The organism is Xanthomonas sp. GPE 39, from assembly GCF_000963005.1.
Lineage (GTDB): Bacteria > Pseudomonadota > Gammaproteobacteria > Xanthomonadales > Xanthomonadaceae > Xanthomonas_A.
Genome location: NZ_JZHZ01000007.1, coordinates 946,182 through 972,097, shown reverse-complemented (window position 1 = coordinate 972,097; position 25,916 = coordinate 946,182). Strand labels below are relative to the sequence as shown.

At 62.2% G+C, this 25,916-nt stretch carries 22 protein-coding genes and 1 riboswitch; of the genes, 12 read left to right on the top strand and 10 right to left on the bottom strand.

Annotation, left to right across the window (positions count from 1 at the left end; genetic code table 11):
* Positions 1-52: 52 nt before the first annotated feature.
* From XALGPE39_RS04110 to XALGPE39_RS04095, 4 genes are all read right to left on the bottom strand, one after another.
* Positions 53-424, bottom strand: coding sequence for a DUF423 domain-containing protein (locus tag XALGPE39_RS04110; protein ID WP_045728948.1), 372 nt, complete (start codon positions 422-424; stop codon positions 53-55).
* Between the two features lie 105 nt (positions 425-529).
* Positions 530-1,714 carry a polyketide cyclase gene (locus tag XALGPE39_RS04105; protein ID WP_045727102.1) on the bottom strand — a complete coding sequence of 395 codons (1,185 nt, stop codon included), beginning with the start codon at positions 1,712-1,714 and terminating at the stop codon, positions 530-532.
* 394 nt (positions 1,715-2,108) lie between these two features.
* Positions 2,109-2,750 carry a response regulator transcription factor gene (locus XALGPE39_RS04100; protein ID WP_045727101.1) on the bottom strand — a complete coding sequence of 214 codons (642 nt, stop codon included), beginning with the start codon at positions 2,748-2,750 and terminating at the stop codon, positions 2,109-2,111.
* Entirely contained in the window at positions 2,750-3,949 is a 1,200-nt protein-coding gene (locus XALGPE39_RS04095) for a sensor histidine kinase (protein WP_045727100.1), read from the bottom strand. The genes XALGPE39_RS04100 and XALGPE39_RS04095 overlap by 1 nt, the downstream gene beginning before the upstream one ends.
* A gap of 141 nt (positions 3,950-4,090) precedes the next feature.
* On the opposite strand from XALGPE39_RS04095, the gene XALGPE39_RS04090 reads away from it, so the two are divergent.
* From XALGPE39_RS04090 to XALGPE39_RS04070, 5 genes are all read left to right on the top strand, one after another.
* The gene (locus tag XALGPE39_RS04090; RefSeq protein WP_045727099.1) at positions 4,091-4,684 is read left to right on the top strand and encodes a GNAT family N-acetyltransferase; all 594 of its coding nucleotides are present in this window, start codon (positions 4,091-4,093) and stop codon (positions 4,682-4,684) included.
* Positions 4,685-4,686: 2 nt separating this feature from the next.
* A complete protein-coding gene (minC, locus tag XALGPE39_RS04085; protein ID WP_045727098.1) occupies positions 4,687-5,439 on the top strand; it encodes a septum site-determining protein MinC in 753 nt (250 codons plus the stop codon).
* A gap of 36 nt (positions 5,440-5,475) precedes the next feature.
* Complete coding sequence (minD, locus tag XALGPE39_RS04080; protein ID WP_045727097.1) at positions 5,476-6,285, top strand: septum site-determining protein MinD; 810 nt, start codon at positions 5,476-5,478, stop codon at positions 6,283-6,285.
* Between the two features lie 2 nt (positions 6,286-6,287).
* Positions 6,288-6,545 carry a cell division topological specificity factor MinE gene (gene minE / locus XALGPE39_RS04075; protein ID WP_045727096.1) on the top strand — a complete coding sequence of 86 codons (258 nt, stop codon included), beginning with the start codon at positions 6,288-6,290 and terminating at the stop codon, positions 6,543-6,545.
* A gap of 106 nt (positions 6,546-6,651) precedes the next feature.
* Positions 6,652-7,143: a hypothetical protein gene (locus XALGPE39_RS04070; protein ID WP_045727095.1), complete on the top strand. Its 492-nt coding sequence runs from the start codon at positions 6,652-6,654 to the stop codon at positions 7,141-7,143.
* 130 nt (positions 7,144-7,273) lie between these two features.
* Here XALGPE39_RS04070 and XALGPE39_RS04065 read toward each other — a convergent pair whose 3' ends face one another.
* The 3 genes from XALGPE39_RS04065 to XALGPE39_RS04055 form a co-directional block, all read right to left on the bottom strand.
* Complete coding sequence (locus XALGPE39_RS04065) at positions 7,274-8,782, bottom strand: neprosin family prolyl endopeptidase (RefSeq protein WP_161795316.1); 1,509 nt, start codon at positions 8,780-8,782, stop codon at positions 7,274-7,276.
* Positions 8,783-9,092: 310 nt separating this feature from the next.
* On the bottom strand, positions 9,093-10,403 hold the full coding sequence (locus XALGPE39_RS04060) for a HAMP domain-containing sensor histidine kinase (RefSeq protein ID WP_045727094.1): 1,311 nt from the start codon (positions 10,401-10,403) through the stop codon (positions 9,093-9,095).
* Positions 10,393-11,094, bottom strand: coding sequence for a response regulator transcription factor (locus XALGPE39_RS04055; RefSeq protein WP_045727093.1), 702 nt, complete (start codon positions 11,092-11,094; stop codon positions 10,393-10,395). Before XALGPE39_RS04055 ends, XALGPE39_RS04060 begins: the two co-directional genes overlap by 11 nt.
* Positions 11,095-11,388: 294 nt before the next feature.
* Here XALGPE39_RS04055 and XALGPE39_RS04050 point away from each other — a divergent pair, with 294 nt between their 5' ends.
* From XALGPE39_RS04050 to XALGPE39_RS04040, 3 genes are all read left to right on the top strand, one after another.
* On the top strand, positions 11,389-12,174 hold the full coding sequence (locus XALGPE39_RS04050; protein ID WP_045727092.1) for a phosphatase PAP2 family protein: 786 nt from the start codon (positions 11,389-11,391) through the stop codon (positions 12,172-12,174).
* Entirely contained in the window at positions 12,171-13,829 is a 1,659-nt protein-coding gene (locus XALGPE39_RS04045) for a phosphoethanolamine--lipid A transferase (RefSeq protein WP_045727091.1), read from the top strand. Before XALGPE39_RS04050 ends, XALGPE39_RS04045 begins: the two co-directional genes overlap by 4 nt.
* Before the next feature lie 146 nt (positions 13,830-13,975).
* A complete protein-coding gene (locus XALGPE39_RS04040) occupies positions 13,976-15,940 on the top strand; it encodes a M2 family metallopeptidase (RefSeq protein ID WP_045728946.1) in 1,965 nt (654 codons plus the stop codon).
* A gap of 133 nt (positions 15,941-16,073) precedes the next feature.
* Here the strand turns inward: XALGPE39_RS04040 and XALGPE39_RS04035 are convergent, their stop codons facing one another.
* The 3 genes from XALGPE39_RS04035 to gcvP form a co-directional block, all read right to left on the bottom strand.
* Entirely contained in the window at positions 16,074-16,352 is a 279-nt protein-coding gene (locus XALGPE39_RS04035; protein WP_152624812.1) for a hypothetical protein, read from the bottom strand.
* Positions 16,353-16,542: 190 nt separating this feature from the next.
* Entirely contained in the window at positions 16,543-16,893 is a 351-nt protein-coding gene (locus XALGPE39_RS04030) for a nucleotide pyrophosphohydrolase (protein ID WP_045727089.1), read from the bottom strand.
* Positions 16,894-17,815: 922 nt separating this feature from the next.
* Complete coding sequence (gene gcvP, locus XALGPE39_RS04025; RefSeq protein WP_045727088.1) at positions 17,816-20,719, bottom strand: aminomethyl-transferring glycine dehydrogenase; 2,904 nt, start codon at positions 20,717-20,719, stop codon at positions 17,816-17,818.
* 98 nt (positions 20,720-20,817) lie between these two features.
* Positions 20,818-20,925, bottom strand: a riboswitch (glycine riboswitch).
* Between the two features lie 264 nt (positions 20,926-21,189).
* Here gcvP and XALGPE39_RS04020 point away from each other — a divergent pair.
* The 4 genes from XALGPE39_RS04020 to XALGPE39_RS04005 all read left to right on the top strand — a co-directional run bounded on the left by XALGPE39_RS04020 (position 21,190) and on the right by XALGPE39_RS04005 (position 25,879).
* Complete coding sequence (locus tag XALGPE39_RS04020; protein WP_045727087.1) at positions 21,190-22,440, top strand: multidrug effflux MFS transporter; 1,251 nt, start codon at positions 21,190-21,192, stop codon at positions 22,438-22,440.
* A gap of 53 nt (positions 22,441-22,493) precedes the next feature.
* Entirely contained in the window at positions 22,494-22,910 is a 417-nt protein-coding gene (locus tag XALGPE39_RS04015) for a hypothetical protein (RefSeq protein WP_045727086.1), read from the top strand.
* Positions 22,911-22,914: 4 nt separating this feature from the next.
* Entirely contained in the window at positions 22,915-23,445 is a 531-nt protein-coding gene (locus XALGPE39_RS04010; RefSeq protein WP_045727085.1) for a GNAT family protein, read from the top strand.
* 367 nt (positions 23,446-23,812) lie between these two features.
* A complete protein-coding gene (locus XALGPE39_RS04005) occupies positions 23,813-25,879 on the top strand; it encodes a cellulose binding domain-containing protein (protein ID WP_343123012.1) in 2,067 nt (688 codons plus the stop codon).
* The last annotated feature ends 37 nt before the right edge of the window (positions 25,880-25,916 follow it).

Below are 25,916 nucleotides of genomic sequence, written 5' to 3'. Positions count from 1 at the left end.
GGCATCTCAGGCAAGACAGACGCCATGTTCGAGGTCACAAGACCGAGACGCCTCAGCGGCGCAGCGCATCCATCGCCCACAGCAGCCAGCCCAGCATCAGGGTGACGCCACCGATCGGCGCCAACCGCGTCGACCATTGGGCCAGCGCATTGCCGACCAAGCTCCCCGAGAACAGCACAGTTCCCAGCAGTAACAGGCAGAGCGCGACACGCGCGAGCATCCGCCCACTGCGGCGGCCCAGCGCCGCCAACGCCAACCCGTGACCAAAGGCATACAACGCCGCCGTCTGCAGATGCGATTGCGCCAGCGGCGCGAGGACCGCATGTGCGGCGTAAGCGGACAGGCCGATGGCAACGGCCGCCAACAGCGCGCCGACGCTGGATAGCCAATATGGGCCGCGCGAGCGGTGATCGAAAGTCAGCATGGACATTTGCCTCCAGGCTGGAGCAAGCATTTGCAGCAGCCCATAAACAGAACGCGCCGCAAAATGCGGCGCGTTCCGGGTTCACTCATTGCATCCGTTCGGGACTTACTTGATTGCCCAGTAGATGTCGTAACTGCCATCCGGCGTGAACGCCTTATCCACACCACCCTTCCAGACTTCGTATGGACGGTCGGTTACTTCGTAACCGCTGGTCGCAGCCCAGGCACGAACCGCATTACGTGCCGTATCCAGGCCGGCCATGTGGCCGACATAGCTGGCGAACGCGGAGCGGTGCGCTTGGGTGCGCGTATAGGTCACCGGAGCCCCCTGCGGGATGGTCACCTTCAGCGGGTCGCCGACGGCGGCGACCGGGGTCGCATCGACCGGCGCGGCGGGCGCATCGTCTTTCTTCGCTTCGTCCTTCTTTTTGTCTTCGGACTTCTTGTCTTCGGACTTGTCGGACTTGGACGCGCCGCCAGCACGCTTGCGCACCGGCTGGGCGACGTCGAAAGCGTACTTTTCGGAACCGAAGTCGGTGGTGACGATGCGCAACGGACCCGCCGCTTCCAGGCCATTGGCCTCGATCACGCGCTTGATCCACTCCTGGTTGTCCTTGATGGACTTCTTGATGGAGTCGTTGTCGCGGTCGATGTTGCCCGCGTTGACCACCAGCAGATCCTCGGCGGGAACGTCAACGACCTTCAGATCCGTCAGCGGGGTGTCTTCAGAGCGATAGTCCACGTTCGGCACGCTGGCCAGCACGTTGGTCAGGCGCGACAGACCCAGCTTGATATCGTCGCCAACGTGACGACTCACATACAGACCGGCGTAACGGCCCAGCAGGTCCCAGCCGTACCGCACCGAGTAGTCCTGGGTAATCTTCACGTTACGACCGTTCTTGCCGGTCGATTCCAGCTTGAAGGTCGTGGTCTTGTCCTTGCCCTTGCTCTCGTCATCGATGGCGATGACGACGTCCTTATCCTTCTCGGTCGAGGTGATGGTCCAGCTTCCCTTGCCGATGTATCCCTCCTTGGAGGTGTAATCCAGACGCGCACCGACGCCCGATTCCGGGCCGGACAGCTTCAGATCGACGTGCGGGTCACGCAGCAACAGAGGATTCCAGTCCTTGAACCGACGCAGACTGTTCACGGTGTCATAGACAATGGTCATACGCCGATTGGTCTCGACGCTTTCGGACATGTGACGCTCCGAAGGCAGCATCAAGCCAAGGATAACGAACAGGCCAGCCACGATCCCCAGGGCGATCAAGAATTCGATAATACGGGTCATTCAGCAGGTCTCCGGGGCCGATCCCACGGCCAGGTTGATGCGGGTTGATGAAGCGAAGCTCTTATCCTAGCAGGCTTCGCTCTCCCCGTGGTCAGCCCATCACGGAATGACACGCCATCCACTGCCGCAGCCGCCCCTCGGCGCTGGCACGCAGCGACGCGTATGGCACTGGCACGCGTGACAAGACCAGTGCAACCGACGCGGCGCTGGGCAGTGACGCGCAGCGGCACGTAAAGCCAGGCACTGACAACGTGGCCGCATGCCCCAATGCCGACAAGATCAACGCTCTCACGACAGACCAATCCACTGGACAAGGACTGAAAACGGCAGCGTGAGGACGCCCCGCCGACACACCTGAACCCGACATATCGGCACCCGTTCGCCTTAACAGCGCTCAGACCAACTGCAACTCGAACGCTTTCAGCACGGCCCGGGTGCGATCGCGCACGCCGAGCTTGGAGAGAATGTTAGAGACATGGTTTTTGATCGTGCCTTCGGCCACGCCCAATGAATTGGCGATCTCCTTGTTGGAGAATCCGCTGGCCATCAACCGCAGGATCTCGGTCTCGCGGTCGGTCAGTGGGTCCGGACGATCCAGGCTCACGAAGTCATTGCGCATGTGCTCCAAGCCAGACAGCAGGCGCTGAGTCACCACCGGCTGCACCAACGATCCGCCAGCGGCCACGGTGCGGATCGCGCCGACCAGTTGCTCCAGCGAGACATCTTTGAGCAAATAGCCCTTGGCACCGGCCTTCAGCCCAGCCAGCACCAACTGATCGTCGTCGAAGGTGGTCAAAATAATGGTCGGCGGCAGCGCCCCGGCACGCGACAGCAACTGCAGCGCCTCCAGCCCGGACATCGCCGGCATGCGCATATCCATCAGCACCACATCGGGACTGACCTGCGGAATCAGATCCACCGCCTGACGACCGTCCCCGGCCTCGGCCACAACCTCAATGCCGCCATCGAGCGCGAGCAGCGAGCGGATCCCCTGCCGCACGAGGGTTTGATCATCGACCAGACACACACGAATCATCACAACACTCCTGGCAGAACCACGGGCAACAGCAGCGCGAGCGTGACACCCACCGGAACCACGGCACGCAAGCGGAAACCCGCGCCCGAGGACGTCTCGATATCCAAGTCGCCGCCGTACTGGCTCAAGCGTTCGCGCATGCCGCGCAAGCCATTACCGGGCAACAACGTCTGGCAACCGCGTCCATCGTCATGGGCATGGATGACCACATGCGGGCCATCGCGACGCACCTGAATCCACAGGTTATGGGCCCGCGCGTGGCGCACCGCATTGGTGATGATCTCCTGAGTACAACGCAACAGAACGTGCGCGCGCTCGGGATCCTCCACCGTTAACGGCTCTTGCACCTGCAGGTGAATCTGTAGCGCCGGCAACCGCTCCGCCAACGGCCGCAACGCTGCGGCCAGATCGATCGCACCACTGTCGCGCAGTTGGCTGACCGCCTCGCGCACGTCGGTCAACAGCAGCTTGGCCAGAGTGTGCGCCTGTTGCACATGTTCCTGGGCACGCCCCTCGGTGATGTGACCGGCCACCTCCAGATTCAGGCTCAGCGCGGTCAAGTGGTGACCGAGCAGATCGTGCAGCTCGCGGGAGATGCGGGTGCGCTCGTTGATACGGGCGCTTTCGGCCAGCAGCGCGCGGGTCGCACGCAGTTCGGCGTTGAGCTGACGCTGCTCCTCACGCGCCTGGGTCTGCTGCCGCGCGACCAAGCCAGTGACAAAAATGAACATACAAAAACCGCCGTACAACAGCGACTGCATCAGCGAGTCGAACAGCGGGAACTGCATGATCAAGTGGTACACCGGCAACACCGCCAACTGACTCAACAGCAGCCAGACCACACCGATGCGCGCCGGCAACATCCACGGGATCACCCCGGCGGTGACCATCATCAGGATGCTGCCCAGGCCCGAGCCGTTGAAGTAGCTCACGGCAAGCGCGAAACCGGTCAACAGCAGCAGGATCAACCGGTCATACCAGCGACTGTACCCGCCGCTGCTCAGCCCGCGGGTGAGCCAGAAATAGCTGATCCCGAACCCGAGGTAAGCCGCGAACACCCAGCGCGCCTCGTGAACGGCCGGCTGGACCCCATCTTTGATCGGCACCAGATAGCTGTAGACCAGCGGCATGGCGATGATGGCCCAGGTGAACAGGCCTGCATAGCGCAAGACGCGGGTATGACTGAGGTTTCCCAACATCTACGCATCTTAGGAATGAACGGCACGCATTGCACTCCCACGGAAGTCATGCCCTCGCGGCTCGCCGCATCGGTTCGCGCGTGCGATACTCACGCGCTGGCGACCTGCACGGGCCGCCCGCGTATCCGCAACGGAGTCCCAATGTCGATCGTCATCCGCGACGTGCGCGAGCACGAGCTCGATTCCGTCCTGGCCCTGAACAACAACGCCGGACTGGCGATTCTGCCCCTGGATTCGACCAAGCTGCGTCACTTCTACGACACTGCCGAATACTTCCGCATCGCCGAGCACGACGGCAACCTGGCCGGTTTTCTGGTCGGCTTCGGCAGCGATAGCGACCACGACAGCAGCAATTTCGCCTGGTTCCGCGAACGCCACCAGCGCTTTTTCTATATCGACCGCATCGTGGTGGCCAGCCGCCGCCGCGGCGGCGGCGTCGGCCGGGCGTTCTATGCCGACGTACAGAGCTACGCCGAATTGCGCTACCCGCAATTGGCATGCGAGGTTTTCCTCGACCACGGCGCCGATGCGGCGCTGCTATTCCATGGCAGCTTCGGTTTTCGCGAAGTCGGCCAAAACACCATGAACGAAGTGGAGGTGCGTACAAGCATGCTATTGAAGGACCTGTGCAGCTACACCTGGGTCCGCGAGACCTATGGCGAAACGCTGCCCGAACTCCCCTGGGCCGGCCACGCTCACCGCCTGCAGCGGGCACAACGCCCGACGGGAAGCTGAGCATGTCGTCGGTGAATCCGGATTTCGAGCAGGCCGGCGAACTCAAAATTGGCCAGGTCGGTATCGCCAACCTGCGCGTGCGCACGTTGGACGTGATGCGCCTGAGCCAAGAAATGCGCGAACGGGTGCAGCGCGCACCCAAACTGTTCGGCCGCGCCGCCGTCATCATCGATTTCGGCGGACTGGCCCAAGCGCCAGACGTGGCCACCGCGCAAGCGCTGCTGGACGGGCTACGCGAGGCCGGCGTGTTGCCGGTAGCGCTGGCCTACGGCACCCGCGAGATCGAAGCGCTATCGGAGGCGTTAAGCCTGCCGCTGCTGGCCAAATTCCGGGCGCAATACGAGCGCATCGACGGCGGTCCGCCTGCCGTCGCCGCAGCGCCGGTCTCACCGCCGCCTCCACCGCCCGCACCGGTGGCGCGAGCACAACCAGGGCGCATGCAGAAGACGGCCGTGCGTTCGGGCCAGCAGCTCTATGCGGAGAATTGCGATCTGACCGTGATGGCGACGGTCGGTGCGGGCGCCGAGGTGATCTCCGATGGCAGCATCCACATCTATGGCAGCCTGCGCGGCCGCGCACTTGCGGGCGCGCAAGGCAACACCGAGGCTCGGATCTTCTGCCGCGATTTCCGCGCCGAACTGGTCGCCATTGCGGGCAATTACAAGGTACTGGACGATGTTCCCAAGGAACTGCGCGGCAAAGCCGTACAGGTCTGGCTGGAACAGGACGAAATCAAAATTGCCGCGCAAGATTGACGCGGCCCTACAACGCACATATCAGGAGACATTCCTTTGGCTGAAATTATCGTAGTCACCTCCGGCAAGGGCGGCGTCGGCAAGACCACCACCAGCGCCAGTCTGGCGTGCGGACTTGCGCGGCGCGGCAAGAAAGTCGCCGTGATCGACTTCGACGTGGGCTTGCGCAACCTCGACCTGATCATGGGCTGCGAGCGTCGCGTGGTGTACGACTTCGTCAACGTGGTGCACAACGAGGCCACGTTGAAGCAGGCACTGATCAAGGACAAGCGCTTCGACAACTTGTTCGTGCTGGCGGCTTCGCAGACCCGCGACAAGGATGCGCTGACCCAGGACGGCGTGGAGAAGGTGCTCAAGGATCTGGCCGCCGACGGCTTCGACTACATCGTCTGCGACTCGCCCGCCGGAATCGAGAAAGGCGCGTTCCTGGCGATGTATTTCGCCGACCGCGCGGTGGTGGTGGTCAATCCTGAGGTGTCGTCGGTGCGCGACTCCGACCGTATCCTGGGCCTGCTCGACTCCAAGACCCACAAGGCCGAGAGCGGCAAGAGCCTGCCTGCGTTCTTGTTGCTGACCCGCTACAGCCCCACACGGGTGCAGGGCGGAGAAATGCTCAGCATCACCGATGTGCAGGAGGTCCTGGGATTGAAGGCGATCGGCGTGATCCCCGAGTCCGGCGACGTGCTCAACGCCTCCAACAAGGGCGAGCCGGTGATCCTGGATGGCGAGTCCCCGGCCGGACAGGCCTACGACGACGCGGTCGCGCGGATTCTCGGCGAAGAACGTCCGATGCGTTTCATCTCCGTGGAGAAGAAGGGCTTCTTCAACAAGCTGTTCGGAGGATGAGCATGGGACTACTCGATTTTCTCAAGGCTAAAAAGAACACCGCCGAGACCGCGAAGAACCGCCTGCAGATCATCATCGCCCAGGAACGCAACCAACGCGGCGGCCCGGACTATCTGCCGCTGTTGCAACGCGAGTTGCTGGAAGTGATCAAGAAGTACGTGAATATCGACGCCGACGCGGTCAAGGTGGATCTGGTCAAGGACGGCGAACACGACGTCCTGGATATTTCCGTCGCCCTGCCGGAGGGGCCGGCGCCCTGATCGGCACTGCGGCGCAGCCATGAGCACGGGCGCGGCACCGTCTGCGGTCCGCGTCTGACGAGAGTGGCTTGCTCTGCATTCGACCTTTTCTGCACGTCAACCGCCAATGCAGACCGATACCGCCATGACCGCATTGATCAGCGAAATTCTGACAGTCGGCGCAATCGGTCTGGAAGCGCCACGCGCGCTGCTGGCTCGCTACGCATTGGAACTGCACCATGTCGCCGAAGGCACCAGCATTCCCGGCAGTTACTGGGGCGAACCGGAAGCCGGCGTGATCGCCAGCAACGTGTACGTGCGCGACGACACACCGGTGCATTCGTTGCTGCACGAGGCCTGCCACCTGATCGTGCTGCCACCGCAACGCCGCGCGCAAGTGCATACCGACGCCACCGACTCGGTGGAGGAAGAGGACGCCACCTGCTATCTGCAGATTCTGCTGGCCGACACACTGCCCGGCGTCGGCCGTGCGCGGCTGATGGCCGATATGGATGCCTGGGGCTACACCTATCGGCTCGGTTCCACCCAAGCCTGGTTCGAGCACGATGCTGAGGACGCACGCATCTGGCTGGCGCAGCGCGGGCTACTGCCGGAATAAGTGCCTGCAACAAACCGCAGCGCTTGCGAATACCGGGATTGCACCGCTGTCGGCATCGGCCACACACTTCGCCCACGCTGAGTCGGCGGGTCTACATCGACGCGCCAACTCCCACTCGGGCGGACACGCATCAGCGCGTGCAACCTGGCCCGCCGAAATAGAAACCGCCGCTGCGCATTTCCGGTGCCAGGCGAATGCTGCTCACCCCCCTCATCACCGGCCCGCTCATACCTGCCAATGCCAACGTATAGCAGGTGGGAGAATCCAACGAATAGGCGGACAAATTGGTGACCGCATGCGCGTCCAAGTTGTCGTCGAGGTAAAAATGATTGGCCTGGAAAGCGGCTTTGCGATAGCCGCCAGCAGCGAACGCGCCGCTGCCCATCGGAGTGCTGGGAGTCAGATCGTTCGCGTAGATTTCGCCACCTGCCGAGAAACCCACCGCCGCACTACCCTGGGCCAGATCGCCGGAATATAGGCTGGCCTTGTAGTAGCCGATCCAGGTCCCATCCAGCATCAGCCACCAATTGCCGCCGGAATCGCGCTGGTACTGCACGCTCATCAGCCCCTGTTTGCCGCCACTGACGCTGTACCGGTCCGCCGCATATGGCGTGCCCAGCACATTGTCCGAAACCACCTGCACGAAATCGCCGCACTCCAGATTGTGGCAACCGGTCGTGGCGTAGCCGTCCTGCGTGGAATAAATGAAAGTGATCGACTTGTTGCCCCAATCCCGATACGAGGGCCGCAACTGCCAACCCACTTCCAAGGTCTGCTGCTGTTGCGCATCGCTTTGACCATAGATCCATATTTGGCTGATCGACATGTAGTCGTTGCTCGACCTAAACACCGGCGTCCAGATATTGAGATCCGCCCCCGCGCCATTGATCGGGGCACCTTCGGTATCGGCAAACATGGAAGCGTAATGGTGGCCGTTGGAAGCTGCCGCTGCGGTGATCGTGCCGGCGCGATCACCACGGGTCGGCGGCTTACCAAGGAACTCGCGCAGACTAGTGGCCTTCGCCAGATCCTCAATGCCCAGGCGCTCCAGCGGCACCGTGCCGGCATTGCAGCGGGTCGCCGCGTCGCTCGGCGAGGGCTTACGCAAGGCGCCATCGAGCCCTCCAACACGCGACGGCGGCAACGCCACCCGCGCGACGCCGCGCAATCCCGGTTGCTGCGACAACGGGATGCAATCGAACAGATGCCCGTCCACGAACAAGGTACGCACCACGGTGACGCCGTTATAACGGTTGTAGAGATAACGCTGCATCTGTGCGAACGCAGCCGAATCGGCGCGTCTGAGCGAGGCCGGAATCTGTTCCGGGGTCAACGCCGCATCGCGTTCGCGAAAGCGCGCGAATTCACTGGTCACTCGGGGAAACGCTGGGCTGACGAATCCATCCACCTGCGTTGCCGTGGCCGAGAGCGCTTGGCGCACCTGCACATGTGCCGGTGTCGCTAGCAACGGCGGCATCACGCGATCAACGTCGCGCGCGGCAGCATCGGTCAGCGTCGGCACTGCCGCATCCGCCGACGATGCCACGGCAGTACCAGCTCCGATCAGCAGCAAAGCAACGGCCTGCATGCCGACACGCACTCCCCACCCATGCACTTGCGCACAAGCATTTGTTTTCATGCCCGATAGCCTTGTAGTGATCAATGTGAAAATAGCATACGACGTTGCACGCAACAGGCGACTGGCGTTTACCGCGTGGATTTCACGCGAAAAATCACACGCTCGGCATCCGTCTCGATTATGTAGAAAAATTCTGTGATATCACTGCACGTTTTCATTTACATGACACAGGCGCTATGCCTGCGACCACAGCGCATCATTCAAGCAACTCGCGCGCCGTTGCGTGCGCGGGCAAATTCAACACCGCGCTGGCGAATGCGCGATGCAGCGTGGTCGTATCGGCCCTGCGCGCCGGCAAGCCCAACGCTACCTACTCGGGCAAGGTGGGCACGCCCTGGCGCGTGGATTTCAACGCGCTGCTCAGATCCAGGGTAGCGCGAGTACCGGTACCGGCCAGCGAATCCAAGTGCAGCGCCCAGCCCAGGTGTTCGCACAGGCGCGCGATCAAGTCCAAGCCGATGCCGCTGCCATCGCGGCTACCACCACGGGCCATGCGAGTGTAGATCGCGCTGATCTCTTCCGGGCTCATCCCATGGCCTGGATCGTCGATACAAACAACACCGGGCGACAGCATCCCGATCTGGATTTGGCCTTGGTCGCTGTTCTCGATTGCGTTGCGTAACAGGTTGCCGATCGCCACCTGCACGATGGCCAGCGGAATCAGCACCTCGCACGGTGGCAATGGCGCCAGCGCCAGTTCCAGACGCTTATCGGCGCACAGGTGACGGTGGTCGTCGACAATGTCCGGCAGCAACTGATCCAGACGCACCAGATCGTTGCCGCTTGCCAGTCGCGCCGGATCCTTGGCCAACATCAGCAGCAGCGAGATCAACTGACCGACGCCGCTGGCGGCGCGGCGAATGCGCAGCAACTGGTTGCGCACGCCTGGAGGGACGTCGTGCTGTTCCAGCGCCAGTTCGGCAGCGCCTCCGATCACGGCTATCGGCGTGCGTAACTCGTGGCTGGTGCTGTCGATGAAAGCGCGCTCACGCGCGACGAACAGGTCGTTGCGCGCAAGATAGTCGTTCAACGCATCGGCAATCACCACCTGCTCGGCGCTGGCGCGCGGATGCACGGCGATACGCTGACCAGGACGATCCGGACGCAGACGACCGATGCGTTGCGCCATGTCGGTCAGCGGCTGCACCACCCGGCCGATGCCCCAAAGCACCAGTCCACCAAGCAGCAGGATCGCCAACGCATTGGACACCAGCATCCACAGCGCCAGATCGTCCTCGTGGTCGTGCAATTCGCTGATATCCAGCACCAGTGCCAAGCGGCGACCGCGCACGTCACGCACCAGCACCACCTTTTCGCTGCCAGCGAGTGGCACTTCGTCGTGCAAGCCCGGTCCTAGCGCCGCCACCGCCGGCGGCAACGGCGCGCCGCCTGGGTTGCCGTACAGGCTCACGGTACGGGTATCGATCCAGCGGTAATGCGGATCGCTGGCACTGCGCTCCAGGAAATATTCCAGCTCCAACGTCAGCAGCGAGCGCCAGGTCAGTTTCTCTGCCTGCGCGTTGACGATGTAGCCATGCACGAACACCGTCAACGAGAGCAGCGCCGCATACCCAATCAACCACAGCGTCAGCCGCTGTCGCAACCCTGCCCTAAGCGGCATGCTCGTCTTCGTTGGATTCCACCAGCGCCAGACGGTAGCCGATGCGCGGCAGGGTATGAATCAGCTTGACTGCGAACGGGCCGTCGATGCTACGGCGCAGGTCGTAGATATGCGAGCGCAGCATATCGCCGTCCGGCGGCTCATCCCCCCACAGTGCATGCTCCAGGCGATCGCGGGTGACCGCCGCTGGACTGGCCTGCATCAGCACTTCCAGCAACTTACGGCAGGCCGGATACAGATGCAGGATGCGCCCGCCACGCGTGACCTCCAGCGTCGCCATATCCAGTTGCAGGTCGGCCACACGCAACACCTTGCTGCGGCCGCGGCCACTGGCTCGCACCAGCAACGCCTCAAGCCGAACCTCTAGTTCCGGCAACGCGAACGGCTTGGTCAGGTAGTCGTCGGCACCAGCACGGAACCCGGCGATCTTGTCCGGTAATTCGTCGCGTGCGGTCAGCATGATCACCGGTAAGTTGGTCTGGTGCTCCTCGCGCAGCACGCGCAGCACTTGCTGTCCATCCAGGCGCGGCAGCATCCAGTCCAAAATGAGCGCGTCATACTGTTGCGTCGTCGCCAGATGCAGCCCGGTCACGCCGTCCGGTGCCGCATCCAGGGTATGGCCGCGCGCTTCGAAGTAGTCGAACAGGTTCGCAACCAGATTTCGGTTGTCTTCTATCACTAACAGCCGCATGGGACGCTCGCATTACGGAGGACAGAGCACTCCATGCTAACGGATCCATGTCGGAACCCCGTCAGAAAGGGCGCTGTATCGATGGAAAACCCTTAGCATCATGGCACGATATCCGGACTACGCCACGTCAGCGCACCATCGACCCGAAGGCCCCTGAAAGATTCGCCCCGACGCTCGCACGCCCGGACTGGTGCAACCGAAGACAAGCCCTCTTCGACACTATTCCGACATGTATCCGACATTTGCAACACCAACATGCCTTCACCCGACCATCACCGGCCACGGTTGCCGCTCATGTCCAGCCCGCCCCCGCACTCGTCCGCCGCAACGGTAACCGGCTGCGCTGCACATCGGCACTTCTATCTGTGGCATGCGCTGATCCCTCTGACCATGGTGCTACTGATGAGCGCCGTGCTGATGAGGCTGGGTGGGGATTTCTGGATCGCCGACCTGATCTACCGCTCGGAAGGTGGCCAATGGGCGCTGCGCGATGTGGTGCTGACCCGCAGCGTGATCCATCACGATGGCAAATTGCTCAGTTGCGTGGCCTGGGCGATGACCGCCGTGCTGACGCTGTGGGCCTGGCGCCATCCTGACCGCCGGCGCTACCGCTGGCCGCTGCTGTACCTGCTACTGGCGGTGGGGCTGGGTACCGGCGTGATCTCCCTGCTGAAGTCGCTCACCAACATGGATTGCCCATGGGACCTGACCCGCTACGGCGGTGAACACATGTTCATCGGCCTGTTCGAACCACGTCCTGCCGGCATGCCGCGCGGGGTATGCTTTCCTGCCGGACACGCCAGCGCCGGTTATGCCTGGATCGCACTGTACTTCGTCGCGTTGGCCCTGAAGCCCTCCTGGCGCTGGCCAGCGCTGGCCCTGGGACTCGGCGCCGGGCTGCTATTTGGCATCGGCCAGCAACTGCGCGGAGCGCACTTCATGTCGCATGACCTGTGGACGCTGGCACTGTGCTGGGGCGTGGCGCTGGTGCTGTACCGTGTTTTGCTGTGGCCGCACACATCGCCGCCGCAACAAGCCTGCCCCACCTCTTCAAACGATGCGGAAAAGCCCACTGCATGAGCCCGTCCTTTCCCCGGCAACACCCTCCTCTCGGCTCCAAGCGCGGATGGGCCTGGCGCCCCCAACTGAGCAACGAAATGCTGGCACTGACGGCCAGCGCGTTCTTCGCCTTGGCCTGCAATGGCATGTTCTGGCGCAGCGCGATGAATGGCCACTCCGGCGACCTGAAGCTGGCACTGTCACTGTTCCTGCTGCTGCTGTCGGTGCATGGGCTGCTCCTGGGCTTGCTGCTATGGCGCGGTATTGCCAAGCCGATCCTGACCGTCCTGCTGATCAGTACCGCGTTCGCTGCGCATTACATGAACAGCTACAGCGTCTATCTGGACGCGGACATGCTGCGCAACGTCCTGGCCACCGACCACAAAGAGTCGCGCGAACTGATGACGCCGACGCTGATCGCGCCGCTGCTGTTCTACGCTGCGCTGCCGATCCTGGTGCTGTGGCGGGTACGCCTGATCCGGCGCTCACCGCTCAAAGCAGTGGCGATCCGCGCCGGCTTCCTGCTGGGCATGCTGGCGCTGGGCGGCATTGGCGCGATGCTGTCGTTTCAGGACCTGTCGGCGATGATGCGCAACCATCGCGAGATCCGCTACCTCGCCACTCCGATCAACTACCTGGTCGCACTGCGGCAGAACTTCAAATCCGACGGCCCCACTCACAAGGCCGCCAAACTGCCGCTGGAGCACGATGCCAAGGCCACCACGCGCGCACCCGGCAGCAAGCCGCGGCTACTGGTGGTGGTGCTGGGTGAAACCGCGCGCGCACAAAACTGGGGGCTCAACAGCTACGCCCGCCAGACCACGCCCGAACAAGCCAAGCTGGGAGTGATCAACTTCCCCGACATGCACTCGTGCGGCACCAGTACGGAAGTCTCGGTACCGTGCATGTTCTCCCCATTCGGCCGCCACGACTACAACGAGAGCACGATTCGCAAGCACCAATCGTTGCTGCACGTGCTCGAACACGCCGGCATCAGCACCTTGTGGCGCGACAACCAATCCGGCTGCAAAGGCGTGTGCGACGGCCTGGCATTACAGAGCATGGACGACGCCAAGGATCCACAGCTATGCAAGGACGGACGCTGCATGGACGAGATCATGTTGAAAGACCTGGCCGCCCAGGTGCGTGCCAAACCCGGCGACCGCGTGGTGGTACTGCATCAGCTCGGCAGCCACGGCCCCAGCTATTTCGAGCGTTACCCGGCGACGTTCCGTCACTTCACCCCGACCTGCGACACCGCCGACCTGGGCAACTGCAGCCGCGACCTGATCGCCAACGCCTACGACAACTCGCTGCTGTACACCGACCATCTACTGGCACGCACCGTGGATACGCTACAAGCGATGCCCGACTACGACACCGCCATGATCTATCTTTCCGACCACGGCGAGTCGCTGGGCGAAAAAGGCCTGTATCTGCACGGGGTACCTTATGCGATCGCGCCGCAGGAGCAGACCCATGTGCCGATGGTGATGTGGTTTTCGCCGGGTTTCGCCAATGCGCGCGGCCTGGATCTGGCCTGCCTGCAAGCCCGGTCGCGTCAATACGCCGATCAAGACAACTTGTTCTCTTCGGTGCTGGGCCTGATGCAAGTCAAGACCTCGGTCTACGACCGCTCGCGCGACCTATTCGCATCCTGCACCAAACCGCACTAATCGCCAGCGCGATCGTGACCCACCACGCGATCGCGCGATTCCCGACGTCGCCATCGTGCGCACCGCGCGCGGCCCACCGCAACGCCGCGCTTGCAGCCTAGCTGACGGCCCACTAGCCTTCCTTGTACACCGCCCAAGGATTCGCCGTGAACCACCGCCTCCCGCTGCTCGCGCTGTGCATCGGCGCGAGCCTGCTGTGCTTGTCCGCGTGCCGCAAGGATGCCGCACCCGAGAGCGTCGCACCCGCCACGCCACATGCCATCGGCGAAAGTGCAGACCAATTCGTGGCCCGCATCAACGAGGAGTACCGCAGCAAACTGCTCCCGGAACTGACCAGGGCACAATGGCTGTCTGCCACCTACATCAACGCCGACACACAGCGACTGGCGTCCGAAGCCAACGCACGCTGGTTGAGCACGCTCAACGGCTGGATCGCTCAGGCCAAACGCTACCAGGGCCAACCGATGTCGGCCGATAGCGCACGTGCGCTGCGACTGCTCAAGCAGATGACCACGATGCCAGCGCCGCGCGACCCGGCCAAGCTGACAGAACTCACCGCGCTGGCCGCAAAGATGGAAGGCGCCTATGCGGTGGCCACATCCTGCAGCGGTGAAGGCGATGCGCGCCACTGCCGACGCTTGGACGAATTGGAGGACGTGCTGCGTCGCAGTCGCGACTACGACCAGCAACTGGACGCCTGGCAAAGCTGGCACGCCACCGCACAACCGCTGCGCCAGGACTACCCGCGCTTGGTCGAACTGGTCAACGAAGGCGCACGCGAGATGGGCTATGCCGACACTGGCGCGATGTGGCGCAGCGGCTACGACATGCCGCCAGCGCAACTCATCGCCGAGACCGACAGGCTATGGGCTCAAGTCAAACCACTGTACGAACAATTGCATTGCTACGCGCGCAGCAAGCTCGACGCCGAATACGGCAAGGACAAGGGCGAAGTCGCAGGCGGACTGCTGCCGGCCCACCTGCTTGGCAACATGTGGCAGCAGGACTGGAGCAATCGCTGGGATCTGTTGCAGCCCTACCCTGATGCGAGCAATCTCGACATCACCGATGCGCTGGAGCGGCAATACCAGAGCGACCTGAGCGCGGCACTGGCGCGGCGTCAAGGCGACACCTCGCCCGAAGCACGGTTCATGGCACAACGTGAAGCGCAGTTGCTCAGCGCCAAGCAGATGACCGAGCGCGCACAGGACTTTTACACCTCTCTGGCGATGCCCAAGCTACCCGATAGCTACTGGAGCCGCAGCCAGTTCATCAAGCCACTGGATCGCGATGTGGACTGCCATGCCAGTGCATGGAACATGGACATGGCCGGCGACGTGCGCGCCAAAATGTGCATCAAACCGGATGAAGAAAACTTCGCCACCATCTACCACGAACTGGGGCATGTCTATTACAACCTGGCCTACGACACGCTGCCGCCACTGTTCCAGAGCGGCGCCAACGATGGCTTTCACGAGGCCATCGGCGACACCATCGTGCTGGCGCTGACGCCGCAGTACCTGCACTCCATCGGCATGGCCGAGACGCCGCAAGTCAGCCGCGAGGCGCTGATCAATACACAGATGCGTATGGCATTGAACAAAGTGGCGTTCCTGCCGTTCGGGCTGATGATCGACCGCTGGCGCTGGGGCGTGTTCGACGGTTCGATCAGACCGGAGCGCTACAACCAAGCATGGTGGCAACTGAAGGCCAAATACCAGGGCGTGGCCCCGGTTACGCCGCGCGACGAGGCGTTCTTCGACCCAGGCGCCAAATACCACGTTGCAGCGAATACGCCGTACACACGCTACTTCCTCTCGCACATTTTGCAATTCCAGTTCTACAAGAGTCTGTGCGATGCGGCCGGCTACAAAGGCCCGCTTTACGCCTGCACCTTTTACGGCAACAAGGAAGCCGGACAGAAATTCTGGTCGATGCTGCAACGTGGCGCGAGCCAACCCTGGCAGACCACGCTCAAGGAACTCACCGGCAACGAGCGCCTGGATGCCGGCCCGCTACTGGAATACTTCGCGCCGATGCAGGAGTGGCTCAAGCAACAGAACCAGGGACATCTGTGCGGCTGGGACACATCGACAGCGGCAGCTCGCTGAAACACAGCGGCAACTCCCCCCATTCATTGCGTAGACAACGCTTCATCCAACACCCAAGATTGCTCGGAAATCTTGACGATTCCGATCCCTCGTGCGCGCCCCCCCCCCCGCCTGCAAGCTTTCCCGTGCGCTGCTAGCGGCGCATACGACGCCATGCGATCAAAGCAACCGTCGCCAACGCGGCAACGCTGCCGATCGCGGTCAGTTGAGCCATCCGTCGCGCACGCTGCGCGCGCAACTGCACGTGCGCGTTGTCCGTATCGCCTGCGGAAAGCGGTGATTGAAACACCGCGTGAGACGCTACCGACTGACTGCGGGTCGTCGGCTTGGCGCTGGCGGGTGTGCGATCGACATCGTGGACGGGACGGAGGGTTTTATTCATGTCAGGCGTCGTCTTGGGCGTTGCGTTCATGCGTCGGGTCGATGCTGGGGTAGGCGTGGAGTCACGCCATCATTGTGCCAAGCGCAACGTTAACCCGATGCGGGCGAAACGTCATCTTGTACCTGCACGCTATCTGCATGGTCAGCGCATGAGCCAGCGGCCATTGCCGGACTGCTCAACAACGCCGACATCTGTTTGCCGCATGACGGCATCAGCATATTCACAGCTCGGTGTACTTGGTGATACGGCCCTTGGCCCGCTCCACCGGATATTTAGCCGCGTTCACCTGCATCTTGCGCTGCGCCGCATCGATCGGATCGATGCCGAGTTTGTCGCACAATTGCAGCAGATAAAGCAGCACGTCGGCGATCTCGCTGCCCACCTGCGCTTTCTTGTCGTCGGACAAATGTCGACTCTGCGTGTCGTCCAGCCACTGGAAATGTTCGAGCAACTCCGCCGCTTCCACAGACAGAGCCGCAGCCAGATTACGCGGACTGTGGAACTGGCCCCAATCGCGAGCGTCGGCGAAAGCACGCTGGGCGGTCTGCAGATCGCGAAGGCTATCGGGCATGGCATGGCTCGCTGTGGGTCACGCGGCATGGTAATGCAGCAGCGCACGCGGCAGCACATGGGGGAGACACTGTGCGCCGCTTACCGGACGACTGGACGCGCGTGTCTGCACGGCTCGCCATGGCCACTTACACTTCGGATCTACCCACGCCGGCATTGCAACAAGATCCCGGTCTGCACGTCGCTCGAATTTTCAGCCAAACGGGAGCGATCTAAACCAGGCGACGAGTGGCTTTCCCTATCATACGGGCGCGCTAGCCTCCCCGGTGGAGGAGCACTGCGACCGGCGCAACTGCGCGAACGGACACGCGCGGTCGCCTTGCGCAGGCCAGGCAGACGTATAGGATCGAAACAGATACGCAACTGCGCAGCATGAAAGCGGAAAGCATCGCTCGCGATGGTCGCTGTGCACCGAAAGCGCAATGCAAGCCCGTGACCTTATGCCAGCAGAGGTGACGGGCACGTCAAGAATTCACACACCCTTCACCCGCATCCGATGTAGGGAGTGCCAACTCAGCACGGGATAAGTTTTTCCTCGGCTGATGCCGCCGCCTACCGACGGCGTGGAAACGCCATCACTCTTTCCAAGTTTTTAACATAAAATTATCTTTTATATCAATGGCTTGATGTTCTTTTCGATGCCACTCGGTCGCTTAGACGTTGTCCACAGGGGGTGTGGATGACTTTTGCATAACGTTGTGGATAAGGTCGATACCGCCCTGTGAAACAAGAGTGTCAAACGGTGTGATGAAAATTTCACCAGAATTCATTTCCATGGGACCGCCCCGAGCCCATCCGCCCTTTGGGTGGCATGGGGGATCCAGCCTCATATGGCCAGGCGCTGGAAAGCCGACTTCACTCGGGTTCCCCACCGGCCTCGCAGAAGAGGCCGGGAGATGCGAGCGCGGGAGGATGCTCGCGGTTCAGACCAACACGTCTTCCTTGTATGCCTCCACCGGGATGCAGGCGCACATCACGTTCTTATCGCCGTAGACGTTGTCCACGCGTGCCACCGGCGGCCAATACTTCTGTTGCTTCAGGCTCGGCAGCGGGAACGCTGCCAGCTCGCGCGGATAGGCATAGGTCCATTCGCTGGCGGTGACCTGCGCGGCGGTGTGCGGGGCGTGCTTGAGCGGGTTGTCTTCGCGGTCCAGGCGGCCGTCTTCGATCGCGGCGATCTCCTCGCGGATCTGGATCATCGCCTCGATGAAGCGGTCCAACTCGTGCTGCGATTCGCTCTCGGTCGGCTCCACCATCAACGTGCCGGCAACCGGAAAGCTCAGCGTCGGGGCATGGAAGCCAAAATCGATCAGACGCTTGGCGATGTCCTCCGCGCCGATACCGCTGGTTTTCTCCAGCGGGCGCACGTCGAGAATGCACTCATGTGCGACCAACCCGTTGCGGCCGGTGTACAGGGTTTTGTAGTACGGAGCCAGACGCTTGGCAATGTAGTTGGCGTTGAGCAGCGCGACCTGAGTGGCCTTGCGCAAGCCGGTGCGGCCCATCATGGTGATGTACATCCAACTGATCGGCAGGATCGAAGCACTGCCGAAACTGGCAGCGCTGACCATGCCCACGCCACCCTCTTCGGCAACTTTTTGCTCTTCGCCGGCATTGGGCAACGTCTTGGGCAAATAAGGTGCCAGATGCGCTTTCACCGCGCAGGGACCGACGCCCGGGCCACCGCCGCCATGCGGAATGCAGAAGGTCTTGTGCAGGTTCAGATGCGACACGTCCGAGCCCCACTTGCCGGGTTTGGCGACGCCGACCAGCGCGTTCATGTTGGCACCATCGGTGTAGACCTGTCCGCCGTGGGCATGCACGGCCTCGCAAATCGCCACCACGTCTTCCTCGAACACGCCATGGGTGGAGGGATAAGTAATCATCAACGCGGCCAGACGCTGGGAATACTTCGCCGCCTTGGCGCGGATGTCTTCGATATCGACGTTGCCGTTACCGTCGCACTTGGTCACCACCACGCTCATGCCGCACATCTGCGCCGACGCCGGGTTGGTGCCGTGCGCCGATTCGGGAATCAGGCAGATATCGCGATGGCCTTCGCCGCGTGCGCGGTGATAGGCGCGGATCGCCAGCAGGCCGGCGTACTCGCCCTGCGCGCCGGAATTGGGCTGCAGACTGACCGCGTCATAGCCCGTACACTCGACCAGCATCGCTTCCAGTTCGTCGATCAACTGTGCGTAACCGGCGCTCTGTGCGGCTGGTGCCAGCGGATGGATCGCGCCGAACTGCGGCCAGGTCACCGGGATCATCTCGGCAGTGGCGTTGAGCTTCATCGTGCAACTGCCCAGCGGGATCATCGTGCGATCCATCGCTAGATCCTTGTCGGCCAGCGCGCGCATGTAGCGCAGCAATTCGTGCTCGCTGTGATGGGTGTTGAACACCGGATGCTGCAGAAACGCGCTACGACGCTGCAATTGCGCCGGCAGCGCGTCGACAGTGATCGCGTCGAGCGCATCGACGTCGGCCTGCACACCGAACAACTGCGCCAGCGCGACCACATCGGCGCGCGTCGTGGTCTCGTCCAGGCTGATGCTCAACGAGGCGCTGTCGATCGCACGCAGGTTGATCCCGGCCGCATGCGCCTTGGCATGCAGCGTCTGCGCATCCACGCCGGTGACGTGCAGGGTATCGAAGAAGCGCGCGCCAACGGCAACGCCGGCGCCGCGCAGCGCAGCAGCCAGGATCGCAGCCAGGCGGTGGGTGCGCCGCGCGATGCGGACCAGACCCTCGGGGCCATGGTAAACCGCGTACATCGACGCCATCACCGCCAGCAGTACCTGCGCGGTGCAGATGTTGGAGGTGGCCTTCTCGCGACGGATGTGCTGTTCGCGAGTCTGCAAGGTGAGGCGATAGGCGGGGTTGCCCGCCGCGTCGATCGACACGCCGATCAAACGCCCCGGCATCGAGCGCTTGTATGCGTCGCGGCAGGCCATGAACGCCGCGTGCGGACCGCCGAAGCCGAACGGCACGCCGAAACGCTGCGAATTGCCGACCACGATGTCCGCGCCCCATTCGCCAGGTGCGGCAATCAGCGTCAGCGCGAGCAGGTCGGTGGCCACGGCGACCAGACCGCCACGCGCATGCACGGCGGCGGCCAGTGCGGCGTGCGCGTCGACCGAGTCGAAATGGAGCCGGCCAAAGCTATCCGGATACTGCAACAGCACGCCGAAGCATTCGGCCTGCAGCGCTTCCTCAGGTGTCCCCACGCGCAGCACGATCCCCAGCGGCTCGGCGCGGGTGCGCAGCAGTTCCAGGGTCTGCGGATGCACCGCATCGTGGACGAAGAAGATATCCGACTTGGCCTTGGCCGAACGCTTGGCCAGGGTCATCGCCTCGGCGGCGGCGGTAGCCTCGTCCAGCAGCGAGGCATTGGCGATCTCCATGCCGGTGAGGTCGGCGCACATGGTCTGGAAGTTGATCAGCGCTTCCATGCGGCCCTGCGAAATCTCTGCCTGATACGGGGTGTAGGCGGTGTACCAAGCCGGGTTTTCGAGAATGTTGCGTAGAATCACCTTCGGCGTGTGGGTGCCGTAATAGCCCTGGCCGATAAAGGTGCGGAACACACTGTTTTTATCGGCAATGGCGCGAATTTTGGCCAGTGCCTCCTCTTCGGTGATCGCCTCGGGCAACGCCAACGCAGCCGGCGATTTGATGCTGCCAGGCACGATGGCATCGGTGAGCGCATCCAGCGAGTCGTGGCCGACTGTGCGCAGCATCTGCGCGATCTCGGCATCGTTCGGGCCAATATGGCGCTCGATGAAAGCCGAGTGGTGTTCGAGATCGCGCAGCGAAGAGGTGTGAGACATGGAGAGAGTCCGGCAGAGGAAGGCACGAGAAGCAGGCGCGCGTATGCTGCGGCACGACCGCCGAGGCGGTTGGCCGACGAGAAGCGCGCGCCTCCCAAATGTGCCCCTCTGTCCTTTTGCCTGAGAGTTTGGAAGCCGCTGTGCATCGCGCTGCGCTTCGTGCCCCTTCGGCGCCGGGTTTGACCGGTCTCTCCAGAGTCTTGGTGCGGGTGGTATCGGGCCTGAGCGATTACGGGCGTTGCGCCTTCGGCAGCGGGTTGCCCCGCTTCTCCCACCATATTGCAGATTAATTATAGCGCAGCCAGCACCGTCCACGGCCGCTGGAATCGAGCAATATCAGGCTGAATAGGCAACGTAGTCTGTGTGCAGCGACGCTGCTGGCGCGTATCATAGCCACACCCTATTCTCCCACGCCTGTCCATTGCCGGACTGGATGGTCGTGTGTGCGACCGATTTATCAGGATGTCCGAATGTCCCTCACGAACGTGTCCACCCGCCGCATGACCTTGCTGCTGGCTGGACTGACGATGTTCGGCCCGTTCTCGATCGACACCATTTTCCCGGCGTTCCCGCAACTGGCGCAGCGCCTGCACGAGGATCCCGTGGCAATCCAGCAGACGGTCAGCGTGTACCTGCTGGCCTATGCGCTGATGGGCCTGGCGCACGGACCGCTGTCAGATGCCTGGGGACGCCGGCGGGTCATCGTCGGTGGGTTGGCGGTCTTCATTCTGGCCTCGGTCGGTTGTGCGCTATCGCGCGACTTGCCGACCCTGCTGACATTCCGGGCGCTACAGGGCATCTCCGCCGGCGTCGGCATGATCGTTGGCCGCGCGGTGATCCGCGATCTGTTCCAGGGCGACGATGCCCAACGGCTCATGAGCCACGTGTCGATGCTGTTCGGTATCGCCCCGGCCATCGCACCGATTATCGGCGGCTGGATTCTGAGCAGTGGCCACGACTGGCCAATGATCTTCTGGTGGCTGGTCGGGTTTTCTTCGCTGCTGTTGCTCGCCACGCTGCGCTGGCTACCGGAAACCCATCCAGCGCAGATACGCACGCCATTGGCACCGCGCACGCTCCTGCGCAATTACCTCAGCATCGCGTTCAACCCACGTTTCCAACGCCTGGCCGCCGCCGGTGCGTTCAACTCCGCCGGGGTGTTCCTGTACATCGCCTCGGCGCCAGCGTTCGTCATCGACCTGCTCGGCATGAGCGCGCAGGATTTTGCCTGGCTGTTCATGCCCACCATCGGCGGCATGACCCTGGGTGCATTTCTCTCCGGACGCATGGCCGGCCAACTCGGGCCATTACGCCAGGTCCGCATCGGCTTCATCTGTTGTGGTGTCTCGGTGGCTGGCAACATCGCCTATACCGCGCTGGCACCACAGATCGCGCTGCCATGGGCGGTGTTGCCGATTTTCGGCGGTGGCTTGGGCATGGCGTTGATCTTCCCAATCCTTGGGCTCGCCGTGCTGGACATGTATCCACGCCAGCGCGGACTGGCCTCGTCGCTACAAGCATTCATGCAACTCATGGTGAGTGTGGCAGTGGCGGGGATATTGGCGCCGTTGCTCAGTGGCCACCCATTGCATCTAGCGCTGGGTTCGGGCGGGTTTTTCCTGCTTGGATGGGCATTCTGGTATCGGGATCGGCGCAGCGGCACGCCCCTGCCGAAGCCGGAAACGCAGATGCCGTTACTGGAACCGACAGACCCTCTATGAGCAACGAAGGCGTGGTTCGGCTATCGTCCTCGGGTCACCGTTGAGGGAATCGCATGTCCATCCAGTCCAAGCAGCGCCGCGACCTACGCAAAAAATTGGCCGAACGCCTGCGCCACCGTGCCGAGGTTGCCACCCTGAGCCCGCAGATCGAGGCACACGCGGAACTGCGCGATCAGCAACGCACGCTCCTGGCCGGAATCGTGCGCCGCGACGGCGAATGGGTGCTGGGCATGGACGGACGCATCGCCGGACAGAGCGAGAGTGCGGCGCAGGTGCTGTCACTAATCATGCAGGCAGCGGAAATGCACGAACGCACCGGCACACCGGTACGCTTGATGTACTCGGATGCACTGAAGGACGCCGCGCACGCCGATGCGCTGGCACAGGGCCTGAGCTTCGAGGAATTCAAAGCACGTCACACCCAGATCATGCGTCGCGACGATAGCGGCGCAGCGGTCCCGCCGGCCTGACTCCATGGGCCAGAGCGCGAGCCAGGCTGCGCATGAGGCCGTGTCGCTGAAGCGGGTACGCAAGCGCGACGGCATCGCACTGATCCAAGCGCATCGCACCAGCATCGCCCTGCATCATCCTTGGGCGTATCCGTTCACCGACGTGCCTGGTTTCGAAGCCTGGTATGCCCAAACCCTGGACGGCAGCAACATCGCGCTGCTCGCGCGCGAGCGCAGTAGCGACGCGCTGGCAGGGCTGTTCACTTTCGGCCAGGTGGTCGGCGGCTGTTTCCAGAGCGCCTATTTGGGCTATCACGCGATGGCCGGTTGCGAAGGCCGTGGGCTGATGACCCATGCGCTGCGCCTGTGCGTGGCCTATGCGTTCACCGAACTGGGATTGCACCGGGTAGAGGCCAATATCCAGCCGGACAACACTCGCTCGCTGGCGCTGGTAAAGCGCGCCGGTTTTCGTTGCGAAGGCTATTCACCACGTTACATGCGTATCGGCGGAATCTGGCGCGACCACGAGCGCTGGGCACGATTGGCCGACGACTGAACGCGTGCAGATTTGCCGGTTAGCGAGACGAGCGTAACTCCACCGCAAAGAAACCGACCCAACTCACACTCGATAAGGCCGAGCATCCGGAGCAAGGCCAGTGGACGCGGCAGAAAGGACTCTTGATCCTGCTGGAGCAGCCACCTCAGACCAGAAAGCCTATCGCGAGCGGTAGACACTTGCAGACCCGCCACTCGCTCACATCCATGATTTGGAACTTACGTTCAAGTCGCCATGGATTAAGTCAACCTAATATCTCGTATCAGCCAACGTGTGCTCCCTGTTGTAATGGGAAGTTTCTTCAAACGCACACGAATTCAAATAGTGCAATTCGTCACATTGCACTCCGTCATCACGGAACATCATCATGATCGCGACTCCAAGACTTAAAGCCAAAGCAAATGCAGTTGGCATTTTTGCCATTATGACCACTGCAACTGCAATTGCCGCCGCGCCCTCGGTGCCACAATGCGCTATTCCGCAACAATGGCCAACCCCAAGCGCGACAAAGGTCGTTGGCAATGGCACGCCAGCCAGTTGTACCGCAACAGCGCTTTCCAATGCTGTCGCACAGGGCGGCTACGTCACCTTCAATTGCGGCACACAACCACTCACCATTCCAGTCACCCAGTCGATCACGATCGACTCAAGAAATCCGACTGTGATCGATGGGCAAGGCCAAATCATCCTGGATGGCCAGCAATCCACACGCATTTTCCTGGTGAATTCATGGAGCGCACTCTCGGTGCGCAACATACAGCTTCAAAACGGCAGCTCCGTACAACCACCGTCAAACACCTCCTATGACCCAGGCACCTGGGGTGGCGGCGCGATCAAAATCGGCTACCAAAGCAAGCTGGAAATCATCAACAGCCAGTTTCTCTCCAACCGCAGCAGCATCGGCGGTGGCGCCCTGTTTGCCGGTAGCGACGCGGATGTCACCATCGTGGGAAGCTCCTTCTACAAGAACTCCTCATGGCTTGGCGGCGCGCTGTACACCCAACTCAGCCGCCTGACGATCGTCAACACGGATTTCGTGGGAAATCAGGCAATCAACCCTCCGCAGGGCTTTCCCGATGCCGGTGAGTTTGGCGGTGGCGGCGCCATCGACACCGATGGCGCATCACTTAACGGGTATATCCACGGGGGAGTGGGGAGCGGCGGCACCTTGTCGCTCTGCGGCACAGTGATCAATAACAATGTCGCCGCCAATGGCTCCGGAGGGGTGACACTCTGGGCATACGCGCCAGACACGATTGACGTGAAATATTCAACATTCGCCAACAACGTCGCGACCAGCGGCCTTGGCGGCGCTGGCCGCATCAGCCTTGGGTTCACCGATGCTTCGCATTCGGGTTCGACCATGACAACACCGGGCATCATCAACGTCGCCGAATCGAGTTTTATTTCGAATAAGGCAGCCAATGGCAATGCCGGTGCGTTATATATGGACTGCTACGGTGCGTGTGACATCAGCAACAGCACATTTTATGGCAACTCCGCATCGAACGTCGGCGCTGTCATCCAACATACCGGGTGGCCGTCATCGGTTGGCGATCAAGGCAATGTCACGGTGCGCTTCAACAATGTCACCTTCGCGGAAAATTCGCAGGGACCAGCGCTGTTCGGCGACAGATTCGACATTCACAACAGTATCTTCACCTCAAAGACCGAACGCTCGTTCTGCAGCAGCCAGAACAACAGCGGCGACAACATCATTGAACACTCAGGGAAAGGTGCAGTCTGGCCCTTCAGTTGCTTGAAATCTGGCTCGGTCAAATCAGCAGATCCATTACTGTCCGCTCCTAACAACAATGGTGGTCCAACCCTGACCATGCTTCCTGCTGCAAATAGCCCTGCATACGCCTCCGGCATGAACTGCCGCGAAATCGATCAGCGCGGCTACGCTCGACATCCCTCGCTATGCGATCTCGGCGCAGTGGAGATCAATGCAAAATCTAGCAGTGGCGGTTCCACTGGCGCTGGTGGTTCAGCAGGTGGTGGTGGCTCGACCGGTGGTGGTAGCTCCGCGGGCGGTAGCGGCTCGACAGGCGGTAGCGGCTCGACAGGCGGTGGCAGCTCCGCAGGCGGTAGCGGCTCGACAGGTGGTGGCAGCTCTGCAGGCGGTGGCGGCTCGACCGGTGGTGGCAGCTCCACAGGCGGTGGCGGCTCCACCGGCAGCCCCAGCTTCAGCACTCATATCATCGTTGACAGCACTTGGCAGACCGGTCATTGCGACCGCGTGCAAGTCACCAATACCGGCACCACTCCCGGCAATTGGGCAGTCACACAGACGGTCAGCGGCACGATCAACAACCTATGGAATGCAGCGTGGACGCAGTCCGGCAGCACGCTCAGCGCCACGGGCATGGATTGGAACAAGACCTTGGCACCCGGTGCCATGGCCGAGTTCGGTTTCTGCGCCAGCCGTTAATCTGGTCGGGTTATGTCACACCATCACCACGCCATGC

Bases quoted from the DNA above. Each gene is read 5' to 3' on its own strand.
- XALGPE39_RS04110 (WP_045728948.1), bottom strand. From the start codon at position 424: ATGCTGACTTTCGATCACCGCTCGCGCGGCCCATATTGGCTATCCAGC.
- XALGPE39_RS04105 (WP_045727102.1), bottom strand. From the start codon at position 1,714: ATGACCCGTATTATCGAATTCTTGATCGCCCTGGGGATCGTGGCTGGC.
- XALGPE39_RS04100 (WP_045727101.1), bottom strand. From the start codon at position 2,750: ATGATTCGTGTGTGTCTGGTCGATGATCAAACCCTCGTGCGGCAGGGG.
- XALGPE39_RS04095 (WP_045727100.1), bottom strand. From the start codon at position 3,949: ATGTTGGGAAACCTCAGTCATACCCGCGTCTTGCGCTATGCAGGCCTG.
- XALGPE39_RS04090 (WP_045727099.1), top strand. From the start codon at position 4,091: ATGTCGATCGTCATCCGCGACGTGCGCGAGCACGAGCTCGATTCCGTC.
- minC (WP_045727098.1), top strand. From the start codon at position 4,687: ATGTCGTCGGTGAATCCGGATTTCGAGCAGGCCGGCGAACTCAAAATT.
- minE (WP_045727096.1), top strand. From the start codon at position 6,288: ATGGGACTACTCGATTTTCTCAAGGCTAAAAAGAACACCGCCGAGACC.
- XALGPE39_RS04070 (WP_045727095.1), top strand. From the start codon at position 6,652: ATGCAGACCGATACCGCCATGACCGCATTGATCAGCGAAATTCTGACA.
- XALGPE39_RS04065 (WP_161795316.1), bottom strand. From the start codon at position 8,782: ATGAAAACAAATGCTTGTGCGCAAGTGCATGGGTGGGGAGTGCGTGTC.
- XALGPE39_RS04060 (WP_045727094.1), bottom strand. From the start codon at position 10,403: ATGCCGCTTAGGGCAGGGTTGCGACAGCGGCTGACGCTGTGGTTGATT.
- XALGPE39_RS04055 (WP_045727093.1), bottom strand. From the start codon at position 11,094: ATGCGGCTGTTAGTGATAGAAGACAACCGAAATCTGGTTGCGAACCTG.
- XALGPE39_RS04050 (WP_045727092.1), top strand. From the start codon at position 11,389: ATGTCCAGCCCGCCCCCGCACTCGTCCGCCGCAACGGTAACCGGCTGC.
- XALGPE39_RS04045 (WP_045727091.1), top strand. From the start codon at position 12,171: ATGAGCCCGTCCTTTCCCCGGCAACACCCTCCTCTCGGCTCCAAGCGC.
- XALGPE39_RS04035 (WP_152624812.1), bottom strand. From the start codon at position 16,352: ATGAACGCAACGCCCAAGACGACGCCTGACATGAATAAAACCCTCCGT.
- XALGPE39_RS04030 (WP_045727089.1), bottom strand. From the start codon at position 16,893: ATGCCCGATAGCCTTCGCGATCTGCAGACCGCCCAGCGTGCTTTCGCC.
- gcvP (WP_045727088.1), bottom strand. From the start codon at position 20,719: ATGTCTCACACCTCTTCGCTGCGCGATCTCGAACACCACTCGGCTTTC.
- XALGPE39_RS04020 (WP_045727087.1), top strand. From the start codon at position 21,190: ATGTCCCTCACGAACGTGTCCACCCGCCGCATGACCTTGCTGCTGGCT.
- XALGPE39_RS04015 (WP_045727086.1), top strand. From the start codon at position 22,494: ATGTCCATCCAGTCCAAGCAGCGCCGCGACCTACGCAAAAAATTGGCC.
- XALGPE39_RS04010 (WP_045727085.1), top strand. From the start codon at position 22,915: ATGGGCCAGAGCGCGAGCCAGGCTGCGCATGAGGCCGTGTCGCTGAAG.
- XALGPE39_RS04005 (WP_343123012.1), top strand. From the start codon at position 23,813: ATGATCGCGACTCCAAGACTTAAAGCCAAAGCAAATGCAGTTGGCATT.